This is a genomic window from Methylobacterium sp. Leaf94 (assembly GCF_001426045.1).
Classification (GTDB): Bacteria; Pseudomonadota; Alphaproteobacteria; order Rhizobiales; family Beijerinckiaceae; genus Methylobacterium.
This window is the reverse complement of sequence record NZ_LMRM01000009.1, coordinates 14,416-31,937: the sequence shown is the minus strand read 5'-3', so window position 1 is coordinate 31,937 and position 17,522 is coordinate 14,416. Positions and strand designations below refer to the sequence as shown.

At 71.7% G+C, this 17,522-nt stretch carries 14 protein-coding genes; 5 read left to right on the top strand and 9 right to left on the bottom strand.

The features are described 5' to 3' along the window. Positions 1-33 precede the first annotated feature (33 nt). The 6 genes from ASG63_RS06985 to otsB form a co-directional block, all read right to left on the bottom strand. A complete protein-coding gene (locus ASG63_RS06985; RefSeq protein ID WP_244479838.1) occupies positions 34-465 on the bottom strand; it encodes a hypothetical protein in 432 nt (143 codons plus the stop codon). Positions 466-587: 122 nt separating this feature from the next. Next, on the bottom strand, positions 588-1,883 hold the full coding sequence (locus tag ASG63_RS06980; protein ID WP_056213502.1) for an aminotransferase class I/II-fold pyridoxal phosphate-dependent enzyme: 1,296 nt from the start codon (positions 1,881-1,883) through the stop codon (positions 588-590). A 267-nt stretch (positions 1,884-2,150) separates the two neighbouring features. After that, the gene (locus ASG63_RS06975) at positions 2,151-3,680 is read right to left on the bottom strand and encodes a Do family serine endopeptidase (RefSeq protein WP_056213500.1); all 1,530 of its coding nucleotides are present in this window, start codon (positions 3,678-3,680) and stop codon (positions 2,151-2,153) included. Positions 3,681-3,766: 86 nt separating this feature from the next. After that, a complete protein-coding gene (locus ASG63_RS06970) occupies positions 3,767-4,519 on the bottom strand; it encodes a DUF2459 domain-containing protein (RefSeq protein WP_082559206.1) in 753 nt (250 codons plus the stop codon). A 14-nt stretch (positions 4,520-4,533) separates the two neighbouring features. Further along, positions 4,534-5,544 (bottom strand): glucokinase, encoded by a 1,011-nt coding sequence (locus ASG63_RS06965; protein ID WP_056213498.1) that lies wholly within the window; start codon positions 5,542-5,544, stop codon positions 4,534-4,536. 61 nt (positions 5,545-5,605) lie between these two features. Continuing rightward, a complete protein-coding gene (gene otsB, locus ASG63_RS06960) occupies positions 5,606-6,361 on the bottom strand; it encodes a trehalose-phosphatase (RefSeq protein WP_056213495.1) in 756 nt (251 codons plus the stop codon). 159 nt (positions 6,362-6,520) lie between these two features. Between otsB and ASG63_RS06955 the strand changes: the two genes are divergently transcribed. Next, a complete protein-coding gene (locus ASG63_RS06955; protein WP_056213493.1) occupies positions 6,521-7,015 on the top strand; it encodes a DUF427 domain-containing protein in 495 nt (164 codons plus the stop codon). An 81-nt stretch (positions 7,016-7,096) separates the two neighbouring features. Here ASG63_RS06955 and ASG63_RS06950 read toward each other — a convergent pair whose 3' ends face one another. Beyond that, positions 7,097-8,215 carry a metallophosphoesterase gene (locus ASG63_RS06950; RefSeq protein ID WP_056213491.1) on the bottom strand — a complete coding sequence of 373 codons (1,119 nt, stop codon included), beginning with the start codon at positions 8,213-8,215 and terminating at the stop codon, positions 7,097-7,099. Positions 8,216-8,486: 271 nt separating this feature from the next. On the opposite strand from ASG63_RS06950, the gene ASG63_RS06945 reads away from it, so the two are divergent. Next, on the top strand, positions 8,487-9,713 hold the full coding sequence (locus tag ASG63_RS06945) for a serine hydrolase domain-containing protein (protein WP_056213489.1): 1,227 nt from the start codon (positions 8,487-8,489) through the stop codon (positions 9,711-9,713). A 79-nt stretch (positions 9,714-9,792) separates the two neighbouring features. On the opposite strand, the gene ASG63_RS06940 is transcribed toward ASG63_RS06945, so the two are convergent. After that, a complete protein-coding gene (locus tag ASG63_RS06940; RefSeq protein ID WP_056213487.1) occupies positions 9,793-10,455 on the bottom strand; it encodes a DUF2147 domain-containing protein in 663 nt (220 codons plus the stop codon). A gap of 353 nt (positions 10,456-10,808) precedes the next feature. Between ASG63_RS06940 and ASG63_RS06935 the strand changes: the two genes are divergently transcribed. From ASG63_RS06935 to ASG63_RS06925, 3 genes are all read left to right on the top strand, one after another. Further along, positions 10,809-11,417, top strand: a complete 609-nt coding sequence (locus ASG63_RS06935; RefSeq protein WP_244479573.1) for a phosphatase PAP2 family protein — start codon at positions 10,809-10,811, stop codon at positions 11,415-11,417. An 84-nt stretch (positions 11,418-11,501) separates the two neighbouring features. Continuing rightward, positions 11,502-12,377, top strand: a complete 876-nt coding sequence (locus ASG63_RS06930; RefSeq protein ID WP_056213482.1) for an SDR family oxidoreductase — start codon at positions 11,502-11,504, stop codon at positions 12,375-12,377. A gap of 364 nt (positions 12,378-12,741) precedes the next feature. Beyond that, a complete protein-coding gene (locus ASG63_RS06925) occupies positions 12,742-12,957 on the top strand; it encodes a hypothetical protein (RefSeq protein ID WP_056213480.1) in 216 nt (71 codons plus the stop codon). Between the two features lie 58 nt (positions 12,958-13,015). Here ASG63_RS06925 and ASG63_RS06920 read toward each other — a convergent pair whose 3' ends face one another. After that, the gene (locus ASG63_RS06920) at positions 13,016-17,521 is read right to left on the bottom strand and encodes an SdrD B-like domain-containing protein (protein WP_056213478.1); all 4,506 of its coding nucleotides are present in this window, start codon (positions 17,519-17,521) and stop codon (positions 13,016-13,018) included. Position 17,522 lies beyond the last annotated feature (1 nt).

The following is a 17,522-nucleotide window of genomic DNA, read 5'->3' as shown; positions in this document are numbered from 1 at the left end:
GATCTAGCGCAGGAGACGGACCGCGCCCACCACTTACCGCCGCGGGGTGATCGAACCCGTGGTGTCGCCGTGGCAGGCCTCGTGAGCATGGGAGCGTAGGGCCCGCGGCAGGGACACCGCATGTGCGCCCGCCTCGTCCTCGAAGGTGCCGGTGAGAGCATCTGCGCCGGCGACGCCTTGGAAGTGGAGCGGCCCGACCTCCGTCTCAACCGCGAAGCGGATCGCCTTGGTGGCGTCGTCGAGGGTGACGTCGGCGGCAGCGCGGGGGCCACGCTGCTCGGCCCCCTCGTAGGTCAGCCCGTCCCCGTTCGGTGAGCGTCGCAGGGTGATGCGCTGGCCGCTGCGCGTGCCGGTCTGCGGCAGGGTACAAAGGTCGGCGTAGACGAAGGTGCCGGACGCCCAGGCGGTGCGCGCCTGGGCCGGGGCCGCCTCGGCCATGAGGATGCAGAAAGCCAGGCCGGGCAAAACATGAGCGCCGGCGCGTTGCAGCGTTCTCGGGGTCAACGTCCTCAGGGCCACCATCGCGTTGCCTCCCGGATAGGCGCCGCATCATCCGGCGCCGACGTTTCCGGATTGCGTCAGAGGGGTCAGGCCGCCGAGCGCGCGCGGGCCCGGTGCTCGGCCTCCAGGGATGCAAGAAGGATGCAGATGGCGATGCCCTCGGCTGCCTTCGTCACGTCGCTGAGGCTGGGAAAGGTTGGCGCAAGACGCAGGACGCTGTCCTTCGGGTCGCGGCCATAGGGCGAGGTCGCTCCGGCCGGTGTCAGGGCTATGCCCGCTTCCTTGGCGAGCCGAACCACCTCGGTGGCGGTGCCTTCACGGGCTTCGACGGTGATGAAGTAGCCGCCCTCGGGCCGGGTCCAGCGCGCGGCTCCGGTTCCGGCCAGGTGCCGCTCCAGGGCCTCCTGTACGGCCGCGAACTTCGGCGCGATGAGGGCCCGGTGGGCGTCCATGTGGGCCTGGAGTCCGGCGGCGTCGCGCAGGAAGCGCACGTGGCGGAGCTGGTTCAGCTTGTCGGGGCCGATGGTCTGCTTGGCGGCACGGGCGAGGAACCAGCGCGTGTTCTCGGGCGAGCCGGCAAAGACCGCGAGACCGGCGCCCGCCAGGGTGATCTTCGAGGTCGAAGCGTAGAGGAAGGGCCGGTCCGGATGGCCGGCCTCGGCGCAGGCGGCGAGAATATCGCGTACCGGGTGGCGATCGGTGGTGAGGTGGTGCACCGCGTAGGCGTTGTCCCAGAACAGGCGGAAATCGGGAGCGCCGGTCGTCATCGTGGCGAGGCGCCGGACGGTCTCGTCGGAGAAGATCTCGCCCGACGGGTTCGCGTATTTCGGCACGCACCACATGCCCTTCACGGCGGGGTCGGCGACCAGCTGCTCGACCACGTCCATGTCGGGCCCCTGCCCCGTCATCGGCACGGGGATCATGCGGATCCCAAACTCCTCGCAGAGGGCGAAGTGGCGGTCATAGCCCGGCACCGGGCAGAGGAAGACCGGCGTCTCGCCCTGCGACCACGGCCGCTCGGAGCCGGGCACGCCCTTCAGGAGCGCCCACACGATGGTGTCGTGCATCAGGGCCAGGCTGGAATTGCCGCCGACCACGATCTGATCGGCCGGCGCATCGATGAGGTGTGAGAACAGGGCCCGCAGCTCGGGCAGGCCCTGCTGACCGCCGTAATTGCGCGCATCCTCTTTCGCCGCGGTGGTGTAGTCGCCGTTGCCCGGCAGCGCGAGCATGCCGTTGGAGAGGTCGAGCTGCTCGGGCGCCGGCTTGCCGCGCGTCATATCGAGCTTGAGGCCCCGGGCCTTGAAGGCGTCGTAGGCGTTGCGAGCTTGCACGTGCAGGTCCGCGAGGTCGGCCGTGCTGCGGTCGGCGATCGTCGTCATGGTGGGCTCAGGTCCGGGTGGGGCCGCGCGGGCGTTCAAAAAGCGCGCGCACCATGACGTCTCGCGTCGCCCGCGTCACCCCGCGCGGGCGCGGGGCTCCCGGTCTCAGGGTTGCGTGGCATGCCAGGTGGCTCGGATCCGAGTCCATGCCTCAGATGTCGGCTCGGCGCGTCCAGTCCGTGCGCCTGGAGGAACCATGGCGAACGGCGGCCCGCAGGGTGGGCCGCCGTTCGGTCTCGTTCGATCCCCCTCGGAGGAGACCCCGGATCAGCCCGCCTTGCTCAGGGCCACCGCGACGAAGCGGGTGACGCCCTTGGCGCTCTTGACCCGCATCAGTACCGCCTTGCGGCCGCTCGACTCGGCGGAGCGGACGCGCTCGGCCACCTCCGAGGGCTGCGAGACGCTGGAGCCCGCGACATCCAGGATGATGTCACCCTGCTCGATGCCCTTGGCCGCAGCCGGACCGTCGGGATCGACCTCCATCACCGCCACGCCTTCGGAGCCGGCACCGACCTCGGAGGCCGGGGCGAGGCTGAGGCCCAGCCGCGGCTGTCCGTTCGCCGAGGAGCCGCGGTCGGTGCTCGCCACCTTGGTGTCGTTGGGCAGCACGCCGAGTTCCACCGTTGCGGTGTCGGTCTTGCCACCGCGCAGGTAGGTCAGCTCGACCTTGGCCCCCGGCTTGATGCCGGCGATCTTGCGGGACAACTCCTTGGCGTCGTTGATCGGGGCACCGTTGACCGATTCGATCACGTCGCCGGACTTCAGGCCCGCCTTCGCCGCCGGAGTCCCCGCCTCGGCATGATCCACGAGGGCGCCCTTGGCCTTGTCGAGACCGAGGCCGTCGGCGATGTCCTTCGTCACCGGCTGGACCTGTACGCCGAGGTAGCCGCGGGCCACCTTGCCGTCGGCCCGGAGCTGGTCGACCACCGCCTGCACGGTCTCGGCCGGGATGGCGAAGGCTAGGCCAACGCTCCCGCCGGAGGGCGAAGCGATGGCGGTGTTCACGCCCACCACCTCACCGCCGACGTTGAAGGTCGGGCCGCCGGAGTTACCTTTGTTGATCGGCGCGTCGATCTGCAGGAAGTCGTCGTAGGGGCCGGCGCCGATGTCACGGCCGCGGGCCGAGACGATGCCCGCCGTCACCGTGCCGCCGAGGCCGAACGGGTTGCCAATCGCCACCACCCAGTCGCCCACGCGGGGCGCCGACTTGCTGAGGGAGACGTAAGGGAAGGTGCCGCCCTCGGTGATCTTGAGGAGGGCGAGGTCGGTCTTGGGATCCTTGCCGATCACCTTCGCATCGAGGGTGCGGTTGTCGTCCAGGGTCACCTGCACCGACTTGGCCTTGTCGACCACGTGGTTGTTGGTGACGACGTAGCCGTCCGCCGAGATGATGAAGCCCGAGCCCATGGCGCCGCGTTGACCCTGGCGCTTGGGCATGCCGAAGCCCTGGCCCTGACCACCCTGACCCGGTCCGCCCTGGCCGAAGCGCTTGAAGAATTCGCGTAGCTGCGGCGGGACCTGCTGTCCCTGGCCGGGGCCGTCCTCGTCGTCGGAATCGGCACTGTCGTCGAGCTTCACTTTCACGGCGACGACGCCCGGTTTCACCTTGTCGACGACGCTGGCGAAGGAGCCCGGCGGATGATCGGGGGTCTCGATCGGGTTCTTAGAAAGGGACTGGGCGTAGGCCGGCGCGGCCGGCTGGGTCAGGCCGACACCGGCCGCGCCGGTCGCCACGAGGGCGGCCACGGCGACGGAGGCGAGGGCGTTGCGGCGCAGACGGTTGGGCTGAGCGGTCATAGGGGTCTCCGGATCGGGGGGGCGCCATTGGCGGGCCGTGATCCGGTTTGTAGAGGGCGCCGCCTGACCCGGGCGTGGCGTGAAGATTACGGTTTGGACAGGTTCGCGGACGGCGGCTGAGGGGCAAGTCCGGACCGCCAGTGCAGGTCGAGGAGGAGGCCCGCCGGGTGGGTATCGAGGACGGGAGTGATGGGTAGGCCTGCGGCGTGCAACAGGCGTGCCGCCCAGTGGTTGCAGACGTTCGCGTAGGAGAAGCGCCCTGCCCCATCGTAGAACAGGCTCGGCCCGTAGAGGCCCGGACCGCCCGCGGCCGGCTGTCCGTCGACGAGGCGGAAGCTTCCTTCCAGGCGAGCGAGAAGGCGCGTGAGGCCGGGCTTCGAGACCCGCAGCGGCACGAGGTCCGAATAGGGAAAGCTATCACGCACCGGCCGCTCGAGGCCGACCACCTGGACCACCCCGGCCCGTCCGCCCGGCGTGAACAGGGCTGCGAGCGCGAGGCGGAGATCGAACTGGGCCAGGGTCGGCGTCGCCCGGTAGAAGCGGGCCTCGCCCCAACCGAACTCGATCTGCGGATAGGCGCGGAACCGCGTTGCGATGCTGGCGAGGGCCGGCCCGCTCCCCGCTCCCGTCAGAGCGGCCCGCGGCAGCACGAGGCCGGAATGCCAGCCGTGCGACACCAGCGCGATGCCGATACTGTCCGCGTCCGCCGGCGGATAAAGGTCCGGGTCGCCCCGCTGCGCCGTCAGCAGCGCTGCGAGGACGACGAGTCCGATCAGGGTGACGATCAGGGCGGCGAGGCCCGCGACAATTCGAGCGAGTCCCCACCGACCCGTGCGCATGGCTGCGCGATCGGTCAGGGCGCCTGCCAGACCTGGCCGTGATAGTCGAACCGGTCAGGCTGGCTTGCGAGGGCGGCGAGGCCCGTCAGCGCGGGATCGTGCACGGCGATGACGCTCGTGGGGATCGCCTCCATCTGCGCCACGAAGGGGGGCTTGTACTCGAAGGCCGCGCGGAAGGCGCCGCGCCGGAGCACGTCGATGATGCGGGGCGCGATCCCGCCGCCGATATAGACGCCTCCGGTGGCCAGGAACGTGAGCGCGAGGTCGCCGCAGACGCGGCCCAGGAGTTTGGCGAACAGGTTGAGGGCGGCCGCCGCGTCCGGGTCGGCGCCGGTGAGCCCCGCCTCCGTGACCGCGGCCGGGTCGAGGCGCGGGCCGTCGGCGCCGGTGCGCAGCCGGTGCAGGCCTGCATGGAGCCGGGTCAGGCCGGGGCCGGAAAGGAGAGTTTCGACGGTGATGCGGCCCTCGACCCGCTCCAGATGCGGCCACAGGGCGAGCTCGGCCGGCGAGCTCGGCCCGAAATCCACGTGGCCGCTCTCGGTCGAGACGATGACGAGGCGCCCGCCCACCGGCAACAGGGCCGCTGCACCGAACCCGGTGCCGGGCCCGAGGACGAGGCGCGCCCCCTGGTCGCCGGCCCGGCCCTCCTCCCGGTTCGGACCGATGGGCGTCAGCTCGGAGGGGCTGATCCCGGCAGCACCTGCCGCCACGGGTACGTAGTCGTTGACCACCACCGAGCGCGACAGGCCGAAATCCTGCCCGATCCGCGCGCCCTCGATCACCCAATGGGCATTGGTGAGTTGCACCGCCGGCCCGTCGACCCGGGCCGCCACCGCCAGGATGGCGGAGCGTGGGGCGGTGCCGTTCCCCTTGGCCAGGGAGGCGCGGATGGCGGCACTGGGATCGGGGTGGCCGGCCGTCTCCTCGTGGGAGAGGAGGACCGGCTTCGCCCCCGCTTCGGGGACCAGGGCAAAGCGGGCGTTGGTGCCGCCGATATCGCCGACGAGGACGGGAAATTCGAACATGCGCGTCGCTTCCGTCTGGGCCCCGGGGAACGGGGATTAGGGATCGGTCGTGGGACGCCGCTCAGGCGGCCGGCAGGGCGTCTGGGTCGATCTGTGCTCCATCGGCCCAGGCGTAGAGCAGACGGCGCACATCCTCCGGATCGATGAGGCGGCGAGACGCGATCGTCTCGGCCCCGCCGATACGGACGCTGACGCCACCGGTCTCGTTGATCACGGCGAAGGCCTTCTCGTCGGTGAGGTCGTCTCCGAGAAAGATCGCCCGGCGGCCGGCATAGGGCGGGTTCTCGGCGAGCGCCCGGATGGCATGGCCCTTGGTGGCGGAGGCGGGCACGATCTCGCCTACCGCCTTGCCGAGCTGGAGCCGATAGGCGGATCCGAGGGCGGTGGCAGCGGCCTTCACGGCCTCCTCGGCCGCGGCGGCATCGCTCGGGGTGGCGAGGCGCCAATGCACCGCCACGGAGGCGCCCTTGTCTTCGATCAGGACGTGCTCAAGGGCGGTGACCGCCGCATGCAGGGCCGGCACCTGGGCCCGCAGGTCAGGGTGATCCTCGGCGGAGCCGCCCGAGACGATGCCGTCGACCCGCCGTTCGACGCCGTGAAGGCCGGCGACATCGAAGCGGGCGGGGACCAGGAAATCGTCGATCACCCCGATGGGCCGGCCCGTGACGATGGCGAGGGCGCCCCCGAGCCGGGCGCGCAGACGCTCCAGGGCCGGAGCGAGGGCGGGATCGACCCGGACCTGATCGGGCTTGGGCGCGATCTCCACCAGGGTGCCGTCGAAGTCGAGATAGAGGGCGAAGGCGGTCGGGTCGGTCACGCAGGTTGTCCCTTCGTCTGATCCGGGCCTGCGCTAGCATGCCCTGCGCCGGGGGAAAACGCGGGAAGGGGAAATCGGGAGGCCGGAAAACAGGGCGGGCGCAACACCCTGCCCTATCTGTCCGACCTTCCGATCCCTGTGAGGCAAGGTCCCGATCGCATGTGGCCCACCCCGATCCCGCCCGGCCCGAACGAGGAGAGCGTCTGGGACTACCCGCGCCCGCCCCGCCTCGAGAGGGTTCCGGAGCGGCTGCGGGTCGTGCTCGACGGCCGGACCATCGCCGAGACCGGTGCCGGATACCGGGTGCTGGAGACCAGCCATCCGCCGACCTACTACTTTCCGCCCGGCGATGTGGTGGCCGGCGTGCTCGGGCCCGCTCGCCGGGCCGGCATCTGCGAGTGGAAGGGGCGCGCCGTCCTGTACGACGTCGCGGCGGGCGGCTTTCGCGCCGAGGGCGCGGCCTGGGCCTACCCCGCCCCCACGCCGGACTTCACCGCGATCGCGGGCTACATCGCCTTCTATGCCGGTCCGATGGAGGCCTGCTTCGTCGGCGACGCGCGTGTGACGCCGCAGCCCGGCGGCTTCTACGGCGGCTGGATCACGCCCGCCATCGTCGGCCCGTTCAAGGGCGGCCCCGGCACCATGGGGTGGTGAAGCGCGGGCTGGGCCGAAAGGCATCGCCGCCGATCCAGGCCCCGTCGGACTGCCTGCGCGACGCCCGGTATCCGTGCCCCCTCAAGACGTGCGGCGCAGGGTGATGCGGGTCAGCTCGGACGGGCGGCCGAGGCGCAGTGCGAAGCCGGCCCACAGGCCCGTCCCGTTGCTGACGTAGAGGGTCATGCCGCCGACCTGGTAGGCGCCGGAGACGAACCCGTTGTTGCCGCGCGCCACGAGCCGGTCCAGTCCGATGATCATGCCGCCGTGTGTATGGCCGGACAGTTGCAGCGCCACGCCGCGCGCGGCTGCCCGAGGGGCATTTGCCGGCTGGTGATCGAGGAGCACGATCGGCGCATCCGTGGGCGCACCCGCCAGGGCACCGTCGAGGTCGGGCCCCGGATGGCCGATGGCGGGCGCCGAGCGATCGGTGACTCCCGCCAGCACCAGCGCGTCGCCGCCGCGGGTCACGACCGCATGGGCGTTGGCGAGGATGTGCATCCCCATGCCGGCGAAGTGGCGCATCCAGGTCTTGACGTCGAAGAAGTATTCGTGGTTGCCGGGGATGGCCCAGACGCCGTCCCGCGCCGTCAGGTCGCGCAGCGGCTCCACGTCGGCCTGCCGGGCCGCGAACGAACCGTCGATGAAATCCCCCGTGACGAGGATCACGTCCGTGCCGAGCCCGTTGGCGCGCGAGACGACCGCCTGTGCCCAGGTCGCGGGGAACAGGCGGCTGATGTGCAGGTCGGTGAGATGGAGGATGGTGTATCCCTCGAAGCCCGGCGGCAGGTCCCTGACCGCGACCGTGACATCCTTCAGGGGCGGCACGCGCACGGCCTGCTGCACCGCGACCGCCGCCAGGACCGCGACCGCCAGGGCCGCCCCGATGCGCCAGGCGCTGGAAACCGCCCAACCGCCGCCGGGCAGGGCCAGGGATGCCAGGGCGACGGCGTCGAGCGCGAAGAGCAGCACCGCCAGCAGGATGATCGCACCGAACGCCCCGCTGAACAGCATAACGATGGGCCGCGGAAACTCGGGCGAGAAGACGGACCCGGAGGAGAGGCGGCTCCACAGGTGGTACTGCGAGGCGACCAGCAGGAGGGCGGCGAGACCGAGCTTGAGCGCAAGCGGCCAGGGCAGCGGCCAGACGCCCCGGGTGACGACGTACAGGCAGGGCAGGCTGAAGATCAGGTGGATCATGGCTGCTCCATGGACCGCGGCAGGGGCCCAGCGCAAAGTTTTCTGCTCGGCGTTGCGGAGCCCGAGGGACGCTTCGGGGTCGCCACCGACCCGCAAGGGAAGCGTTGGGAGGGAAGCGTTGGGAGGGGAGCGCCGGGCGGCCTTCGAGGCGGGACGGAGCGTCGGGTGATCGCGTCGGCGTTCCGGCGCAGGCCAGGGTTTGCGCCGTCCGGCCGCGCCGCTATGCCAGGGCCGGTCGGCAGGGCTGGTGGCCAGGGACGGAGCAGGTGTGATGCACGGTGAGATCGCAAGCGAGCCGCGGGCCCTCGGGCTCTGCCCGGACCGCCTGGAGCGGATCGACGGCTGGATGCGGCGCCTCGTCGACGACGGCAAGGTCGCGGGCCTGTCGGTGATGCTGGCCCGCGGTGACCGGACGGCCTTCTTCCGCGCCCATGGCCGGGCCGACATCGCGCGCGACGCGCCCTTCGCCCCCGACACCATCGCGCGCATCTACTCGATGACGAAACCGCTGACCTCGGTGGCGGTGATGATGCTTTATGAGGAGGGCCGCTTCCAACTCGACGACCCGATCACCCGCTTCCTGCCGGAATTTTCGGATCTGCGAGTTCTCACCGGCGGCAACCGGGCAAAGTTCGACAGTGAGCCGGCCCGGCGCCCGATCACGATCCGCGACCTTCTCACCCATACCTCCGGCCTGACCTACGGTTTCATGGAGGCGACCCTCGTCGATGCGCTCTATCGCCAGAACGGCGTCGATTTCGGCGAGGCCCAGGAGGCGAGCCTCGCCGAGGTGGTGGCCCGGCTCGCCCGGCAGCCCCTCCTCGCCCAGCCCGGCGCCGAGTGGAACTATTCGGTGGCCACCGACGTCCTGGGACACCTCGTGGCCGTCGTCTCCGGCCAGGACTTCGCCGATTTCCTCCGCCAACGCGTGATCGGCCCCCTCGGCATGGTCGACACGGACTTCTCCGTGCCTGCCGACAAGCTGCCGCGCCTGGCCGCCAATTACAGCCTGTTCCGGGACCGGACGCTGAAGCTCTACGACGATGCGGTCGGCAGTCGCTTCGCCCGCCCGCCGGCGGTGGCCTCGGGCGGCGGCGGCCTCGTCTCGACCGCGTCCGACTACATGCGCTTCTGCCGCTTCCTCCTCGGGCGCGGCGAACTCGAGGGCACCCGGCTCCTCGGGCGCAAGACCGTCGACCTCATGCTGATGAATCACCTCGACGGGGACTTGGCGGCGATGGGCCAGCCGCGCTTTTCCGAGACCGCCTATACGGGGATCGGCTTCGGCCTCGGCTTCTCGGTGATGCTCGATCCGGCCCGCGCCCAGATCGTCGGCACGCCGGGCGAGGTGGCCTGGGGCGGACTTGCCAGCACCGCTTTCTGGGTCGACCCGGCCGAGGATCTCGCCGTGGTGCTGCTCACGCAGCTCATCCCCTCCTCGGCCTTGCCGCTGCGACGCGAGCTGCGCGTGCTGACCTACGCGGCCCTGGTGGATTGAAGGCCCCGGAAACGCGAACCGCCGCCGGCCCTTGGCGGGACGGCGGCGTTTCACGACCCCTCGCGCGTGCGGCGCGGGACTACTCGGCCGGTGCCGCCGCTGGAGCGGCACTCGGCTTGGCCGCCGGCTTGGGCGCAGGCGCCTTGGCCGTGCCGGTCGCGGCGGGCGCACCCGCTCCGGCGCTCGGCGCCGCCTTGGGGGCCCATTCCGCATCGGCGCGCGGGCCGCCCGGGCCGTTGGTCGGGCCGGTGAGCTGGCCCGGCACCACGTCGTTGACCCGGTTCCAGGTCTGCGAGCCGCAGAGGAAGCCGAGGAGGCAGCCGCGCACCGACAGCTCCGTCGGCTGGTCCGACCACATCGTCACGTCGTAGAACTTGCCCTCGTCGGCGTTGTAGATCTTGCCGCCGTAATGGCCGTCCGGCTGCGGCTTCAGGCCCATGATCAGCTGAAGGCCCAGGGAGGGACGGGATTGCTTCTTCGGATCGGGATTCTTGAAGTCGATGCGGGGCTGACCCTGGTCGTTCAGGGGCACCTTCAGCCAGACGACGTAGCCGCACAGGTTGGTGTTCTGCGGGCCGCACCTCTCGGTGCGGATGCGGGCCCGCCCATCCTCGGTGAGCCAGGTGCCGCTGGCATCGTTGGGGGCGGCAGCCAGTGCGAGGCCCGGCAGAACGGCGGCAACGAGCCCGGCCAGGGGCGCCAGCCGGCGCGCGGCGCCCGCCATGGTGGATCGATTCGTCATGCTTCCAACAACCCTCATGCGCTCGCCCCGTGGCGATCCGCCCTCGTCCGTAGGACGGCAAGCGCTTGTCACGTGATGCCTCGCCATCCGACGTGAAGGTGACGGGATCATGGCCGGCATGCACCGAATCCTGCAGATTCGTCGTGACGACGTGGCCTTATCTTCGTGGCCGAGCCCGGCCGAGGGCGAAGTCTTGATGTTCGCTGGATCGTGCCGGGGTGCCACGGCGAACCGGCCCTTCGGCCTCTGGCGCGGAGACGGACCGCCGGCGCCCGCGATCGCCGGCCGTGCCGCGAACGATCCGCCGGGGACCGCGTTTACGGCCGTGCTTCTCGGGGATGGCGGACGACGTGATGGCGGATGGATCGGTCGGGATGGGTCGGCGCCTCGAGGCGGCGGACATCCGTCTCGGCGTCTCTCTGGCGCGTGCCAAGGACACCCGCCGGGTGCGGGCCCTGGCGGCGGCCAGCGAGGCGGGCGGCTGGAAGTGGCTGCTGGCGCTCTCCAGCGGAACCCTCGCCCTCGGCGTGCTGCGGCGGGACCCGCGTCTGGCCGAGGCCGGCCGGCACATGCTCCTCGCCGGGATCCTGGCGGCGGCCACCAAGACCACCGTGAAGCGGGTCGTGCACCGGACCCGGCCCAACGTGCTGATGGATGAGGGCCTCTACGAGAAGGGCTGGTTCGGGCCGAATGTCGGGCCGTGGCAGTCGTTTCCGTCGGGACACTCGGCCCTGAGCGTCGCGGTGGCGACGGCGGCCGGCCGGGCCTATCCCGAGATTCGCGGCGTCGCGACGGCGGCGGCCCTCGGGGTCGTGGCCGTCCAGGTCCTGCGTGGCGCGCACTTTCCGGTGGACGTCGCCGCCGGGGCGCTGATCGGGCTTTCGGCCGAGGCGGTGGACCACCGGATCGCCCTCGGGCGGGACGGCGTCGCCGGTCTGGCGGCGCGCGGTATACCCGGATGATCGCGGCGAGGTCGCGCGGCATCGCGTGCCGGGAACGCCGCGACGCGACCTCCGGTTGACGCGGCATTCCATCGGAGACGCCGCGTGACCGACAACCCCCTGACGACCTATCCCGGCCCGCCCTTCGCGGGCCAGCCGCAGAGCTTTCCCGGCAAGACCGACCGGATGGTGCCCGAGCCGGATCACGGCGAGGCGAGCTACCGGGGCTCGGGCAAGCTGACGGGCCAGGCGGCGCTGATCACCGGCGGCGATTCCGGCATCGGCCGGGCGGTGGCCATCGCCTTCGCCCGCGAGGGCGCCGACGTGGCGATCGCCTACCTGCCGGAGGAGCAGGCGGATGCCGAGGCGGTGGCCGGCTGGATCGAGAAGGCGGGCCGGCGCGCCCTGCTGCTGCCGGGCGACCTCAAGGACCCGGCCCATGGCCGCGACCTCGTGGCGCGCACGGTCGCCGCCTTCGGCCGCCTCGACGTGCTGGTGAACAACGGCGCCTTCCAGCAGCCGAACCAGGGGCTCGACGCCATCGAGGACGCGGTCTTCGAGGACCATTTCCGCACCAACGTGTTCGGGCCGTTCTACGTGACCAAGGCCGCCCTGCCCCACCTCAAGCCCGGGGCCTCGGTGATCTTCACCTCCTCGGTGAATTCGAAGCACCCGATGCCCTCGCTGATGGCCTACAGCGCCACCAAGGGGGCGCTCAGCAACATGGTCCTGAGCCTGGCGCAGCTGCTGGCCGAGAAGGGCATCCGGGTGAACGGCGTGCTGCCGGGGCCGATCTGGACGCCGTTCATCCCCGCGGGGATGAGCGAGGACGCGGTCAAGTCCTTCGGCAGCCAGGTCCCGTTCGGGCGTCCGGGCCAGCCGGCGGAGCTCGCCTCCGCCTACGTAATGCTGGCCTCGGCCGAGAGCAGCTACACCTCCGGCGCCCTCGTCACCGTCGCCGGGGCGATGCCGGTCCTCTGAGGGACCCTGCCGACCCCGGCCTCGGCGCCGGGGTCGTTCCGAAGGGTTCGCCCAACGGTTCGCCGAACGGTTCGGCCGGTTCGCGCGTTCCTGTGGCCTCGGAGGGGGAGAAGCAGGATGCGCACCTGGAGGGCGATGGACCGGGCCCCGCATGACGGTCGCTGGATCATCGCGATCCACCGGTCCGACCCGGACCGGCGCGCGGTGATCCGCTGGGACCCGGCGGGCCTGGGCGATCCCCGGCCGTGGCACGTCGCCTCCTGCCAGCACAGCTACCCGGCGGAGGCCTTCACGGACTGGATGGACTTCCCCGAGTGTCCGCCCGCCGCCGCGGGCGTCGAACCCGGCACCGCAGGAGGTCACGATGGCGCGCGAAGCGATGGGTCCCCTCACCCTGGAGGTTGAGAGCTGCCCCGAGGACGCCACCCGGTACCGCTGGACCGTGCGGGAGGCGGACCAGGTGGTGCGGAGCGCCCTCTATTCCCTGCCCGACGCGGAGGCCGCCCTGCGCCAGGGCCGCGAGGCCATGGCCGAGGCGGCCGCCCTCTGCCGCGACACGCGGGGGCGCGCACCGGGTTGATCCGGCTCGACGAGGCCGTGTTCCCCGGGCGTCGGGTGCCCGAACGCCGTGTGCCCCGTCAGGCGAGGTCCCGATGCTCGGCGAGGCCGTACTGGAGATAATGGGCGAGCGGGTCGATCCCCGCGGCGGCCACGTCCGGGTTGGCGGCGAGGTACGCCTTCGTGTCGAACAGGGCGGAGGGGTTGCGGCCCTCCCGCCAGCCGTAGGCCTCGTAATGGAGCAGCGGATTCATCCCGGCCTCGGCCACGTCCGGATTGGCCGCCAGATAGCCCGTCGTCGAGAAGTAGGCGTCCGGGTCGCGCCCTTCGACGGCCCCGTACCGCAGATAATGCGCGAAGGCGAAGCTGTCCGGATCACCGCCGGCGGCCGCCGCCGCGCGGGCCACGTCCGGGTACTGCGCGAGATAGTAGGTGGCATCGAACGCGCCATCGAGGTGGTGGGCGGCGGGCCCCGCGGGCGGGACGGGCAGGGCCGTGCGGCCCTCGACTTGCCCGTATTCCAGGTAGTGGGCGAGGGGGTCGATCCCCGCCGCCACGACATCCGGGTTGGCGGCCAGGTACGCCTCCGTATCGAACGCCGCCGAGGGATTGCGTCCCTCCTGCCAGCCGAACCGATCGTAATGGGTGAGCGGATCGACACCGGCCGCGGCCACGTCCGGATTGGCCGCCAGGTAGCCCGATGTCGAGAACTGAGGGTTGGGATCGCGTCCTTCGCGCCAGCCCCATTCGGCAAAGTGCCGATCGGGATCGACGCGCGCCTGCCAGACATCGCGGTTCTGGGCGAGGTAGAACAGATCGTCCACGAGGGGGGATCCGTCGGCCTCGTCGATCGTGCCGTCGGTGAAGTGAAGGCGGCCGATGCCGGTCACGTCCTGGACCGTGCCATCCGGCCCCGTCAGCACCGCCGCCCCGTTCTGATAGGTCAGGATCGCCTGCGTGAAGGCGAAGGCGAAGGTCGCCTCCGCAGCGGGGCCGTGCGCCGCGACGCCGGTGGTGAGGGTGGCCGAGGCGGTGGCGCCGTCGCTGTCGGCGATGGTGCAGGCGAAGGAATCGGCCCCTGGGCTCCGCCCGAGATAGGCGTAGCGCCCGTCGGCGCCGATCGTCAGGGCCCCGTGGGGGCTCGCGAGGGTGACGGTGCCGCTGGCCGGCACGGCGGTGGTCGCGCCGTCCTCCGTGCGCACGGCCGTGACGTGCAGGGCCGCACCGCCGAGATCGACGTCGTTGGCGAGCACGTTCCCCGTCGCGAAGGTGTGGGCGTCGAGGGCGGCCGTATCCGCCGCCGCGATCGGGGTGCCAGCCACCGTGAAGCTGAAGGCGACCGGATCGGCGGAATTGCCGGCCGCATCCGTCGCGGTGGCGGTGAGGGTGTGGGGGCCGAGGCCGAAGGTCTGGCCCGAGGCGACCACCGTCGTGCCCCCGCGGAACGTCACCGGGTCGGTGCCGTCGACCGCATCCGCGGCGGTGGCGGCGAAGGTCACGGCGGCCCCGGCCGCGGCGGTCGCCTGGATCGTCGTCGCCGGGGCCGTGACGGCGATGACGGGTTTGGCGGTGTCGGCCACCGTGAAGCTGAAGCCGACCGGATCGGCGGAATTGCCGGCCGCATCCGTCGCGGTGGCGGTGAGGGTGTGGGGGCCCAGCCCGAAGGTCTGGCCCGAGGCGACCACCGTCGTGCCCTCGCGAAACGTCACGGGGTCGGTGCCGTCGACCGCATCCGCGGCGGTGGCGGCGAAGGTCACGGCGGCCCCGGCCGCGGAGGTCGCCTGGATCGTCGTCGCCGGGGCCGTGACGGCGATGACGGGTTTGGTGGTGTCGGCCACCGTGAAGCTGAAGCTGCGCGTCGTCGCGTTGCCGGCCGCATCCGTCGCGGTGGCGTCGACCGTGTGGGCGCCGACGGCGAACACCTGCCCCGAGGCGACCACCGTCGTGCCCTCGCGAAACGTCACGGGGTCGGTGCCGTCGACCGCATCCGTGGCGGTGGCGGCGAAGGTCACGGCGGCCCCGGCCGCGGAGGTCGCCTGGATGGTGGCCGCCGGAATCTGGGTCAGGGCCAGGGACGGGGCTGTGGTGTCGACGGTGAGGGTGCCGGGCATGGCCGTGGCGAATCCGGCCGGGGTGACGGGGCTGCCGTCGGTCCCGGCCAGGGTGGCGTTGGTCAGGTCGATGCCGGTGACGGCCAGGTCCTGCGCGGTCTGGCCGGGGGCCACGGTGTAGGTGAAGCGCAGGGTGCCGGTTCCCGAGCCGCCCGCATAGGCGGCGGTGGCGCCGGTGTTCAGGGTCAGCACGGGCGTGCCCGTCACGGCGACGGCGTCGGTGAACTGGACCGCGAGGGTGACGGCGGCGCCGGCCTTGAGCAGGCCGTTGCCGCCGCCGTCGATGCCGGGCCCGCTGTCCGCGATGGACTGGACCGCGATCGGGCCCGCCTGGGTGACGGCCTGGGAGACGGCGAGGCCGCGGGGGTCGACCCAGAGGGGCAGGTCGTTGTCGTCGTAGATGGCGGCGCCGATGCCGGGCTGTCCGGGCAGGGCGATGCGGGCGCCGCCCCATCCGTAGAACAGCTCGGTGGCGGCGGGGACGTCGCGGTCGAAGGTGAGGCGCAGATGGCTGGCGTCGACGATCTCGGCCCTGGTGGCGAGCGCCTGGCTGGCGGCGGCGTTCCAGTCGGGGCGCAGGCTCCAGCCGGTGCCGGCGGCGGCGACGCTGCCGAGGGCCTTCAGGGACGTGGCCTGGTCGAACGCGACGGTGAGCAGGAGCTGGTCGGGGGCGCCGGCCACGCGCTCGGCGCGCACGACCCGGGGGCCGTCGTCGTCAATGTCGCCGGAGGCGAGCGCCAGGGGCGAGCCCGGCAGCGCCGAGGCCCGGAACGTCTCGGCGACCGACAGGGCGATCCGATCGAAGATCTGAGTCGCGTCGGCGCGGCTGAAGTGAACGCTCCCCGGCTGTCGGGTGATGCCGTGGCCATCGACGTCCATGTCGACGTCGCTGGCCTGGCGCGCGGCGTAGCCGGCGTTGAAGCCCTTGTCCTCCGTCAGCTCGGCCTGCCCGACCCGGATGGCCTGGTTCTGGACCGGCTGCGTGGACTGCACCGCGGGCGTCTGCGCCGGGAACGGAATGGCGTTGACGAACAGGTAGGGGACGGTGGCGGCATCCTGGCCGAGCACGCCGCGCACGAGGCCGGCCTCGTAGCGCACGGCGCTCTCCCACATGGCGGGCGTGAGAGCCGCGTTCTGGCTGTCGTTCTCGTTGTGCAGCCAGACGACCGCGGTCGGCGCGGCCTTCTGCGCCGCGGACCGTTGCCCGATCGTGCTGAGAAGGCCGATTTCCTGGGCGTTCGCCGTCCATCCGTTGCGGTAGTCGCCGTTGACCGGGCTCAGCCAGTCGGTGAGCATCCCCGTACCCGGCCATTCCGTGTTGGCACCGTCGGCGTTGTCGCGCGTGCCGATCACGTTGACCTTCTGGCGGACGCCGTCGAACCCGAGCTGCGCCTCGATGGCCGCCTCGAGCTTCGGCAGGTCGCCGTACAGCGTCGGGAAATAGGTGTTCGACTGGCCGCGCAGGACGACGTTGAGGACCGTGGCGGCCGGAATGGCGCCGGTCTTGTCGAGGACCGGATCCGGCGCGAACCCGACATTCAGCTGCGCGTTCGCGGCCCCGCTGGCGAGACTGCCCGTCGCGAGGGTCGTGGTGGTGGTGCCCTTCAGGCCTTCCGGGGTCGCCACGGTGACGCGATAGCTCCCGGCCGTCGTCCCGAAGCTGTAATGCCCGGCGGCGTCGGTGACCGTGGTCTTGAGCGCGAATCCGGTGGCCGCATCGCTGAGGAGCACGCTGGTGCCGGCGAGGCCCGCCTCGCCGGGGCCCTGGCGTCCGTTCCCGTCTCCGTCGGCGAAGATCGTCCCGGACAGGCTGACCGTCGGGGGATTGTTCCGGACACCGAAGTTCTGCGACGCGATCACCGCGCCGCTGGTGACGACCTCCTTCAGCGTGGTCACGCCGCTGGTGAGCTTGCCGTCCGGGGCGGTCACCGCGACCGTATAGGTCCCCGGGGCGAGGTTCTGGAAGCTGTAGACCCCGTTGGTGCCCGGCTTGAAGGGGTCCTTGTTGCTCGACGTCGTGCTGGCCAGGAGGACGCCGATGTCGTTGTACAGATCGACCGAGACGCCGTTCGTCAGCACTTCGCCCGCGTTGAAGACGCCGTTGCCGTTCGTGTCGTTAAAGATGATGCCCGCGATGCTTCCGGTCTTGTAGAACCCTTCGTCGACGGTCGTCTTCGCGTCGCTCGGGACGCTCACGTTGGTGACGAGCGTCTGGCCGTTCGCGTTCGTCGTCCCGGCGCTGCCCCGGTATCCGGCCGCGGCCGGCGTAAAGCGCATCGCGTAGGCGCCGCCGGCGAGAGCGGTGAAGGCGTAGGCCCCGGTCGCATCGGTGCGGACCGTCTCCAGGGCGGCCCCGCTCCCGTCGGCGGCGAGCAGGTCGACCGAGACGCCCGCGAGGGCCGTCTCGTTGGCGTCCCGCGTGCCATTGCCGTTGGCATCGGTAAAGACCGCCCCGGACAGCGTTGCGCCAGCCATG

What these genes read in the sequence shown, in the direction of transcription:
- ASG63_RS06980 (WP_056213502.1), bottom strand. Translation starts at nt 1,883, where the DNA reads ATGACGACGATCGCCGACCGCAGCACGGCCGACCTCGCGGACCTGCAC.
- ASG63_RS06975 (WP_056213500.1), bottom strand. Translation starts at nt 3,680, where the DNA reads ATGACCGCTCAGCCCAACCGTCTGCGCCGCAACGCCCTCGCCTCCGTC.
- ASG63_RS06970 (WP_082559206.1), bottom strand. Translation starts at nt 4,519, where the DNA reads ATGCGCACGGGTCGGTGGGGACTCGCTCGAATTGTCGCGGGCCTCGCC.
- ASG63_RS06965 (WP_056213498.1), bottom strand. Translation starts at nt 5,544, where the DNA reads ATGTTCGAATTTCCCGTCCTCGTCGGCGATATCGGCGGCACCAACGCC.
- ASG63_RS06955 (WP_056213493.1), top strand. Translation starts at nt 6,521, where the DNA reads ATGTGGCCCACCCCGATCCCGCCCGGCCCGAACGAGGAGAGCGTCTGG.
- ASG63_RS06950 (WP_056213491.1), bottom strand. Translation starts at nt 8,215, where the DNA reads ATGATCCACCTGATCTTCAGCCTGCCCTGCCTGTACGTCGTCACCCGG.
- ASG63_RS06945 (WP_056213489.1), top strand. Translation starts at nt 8,487, where the DNA reads ATGCACGGTGAGATCGCAAGCGAGCCGCGGGCCCTCGGGCTCTGCCCG.
- ASG63_RS06940 (WP_056213487.1), bottom strand. Translation starts at nt 10,455, where the DNA reads ATGACGAATCGATCCACCATGGCGGGCGCCGCGCGCCGGCTGGCGCCC.
- ASG63_RS06935 (WP_244479573.1), top strand. Translation starts at nt 10,809, where the DNA reads ATGGCGGATGGATCGGTCGGGATGGGTCGGCGCCTCGAGGCGGCGGAC.
- ASG63_RS06925 (WP_056213480.1), top strand. Translation starts at nt 12,742, where the DNA reads ATGGCGCGCGAAGCGATGGGTCCCCTCACCCTGGAGGTTGAGAGCTGC.
- ASG63_RS06920 (WP_056213478.1), bottom strand. Translation starts at nt 17,521, where the DNA reads ATGGCTGGCGCAACGCTGTCCGGGGCGGTCTTTACCGATGCCAACGGC.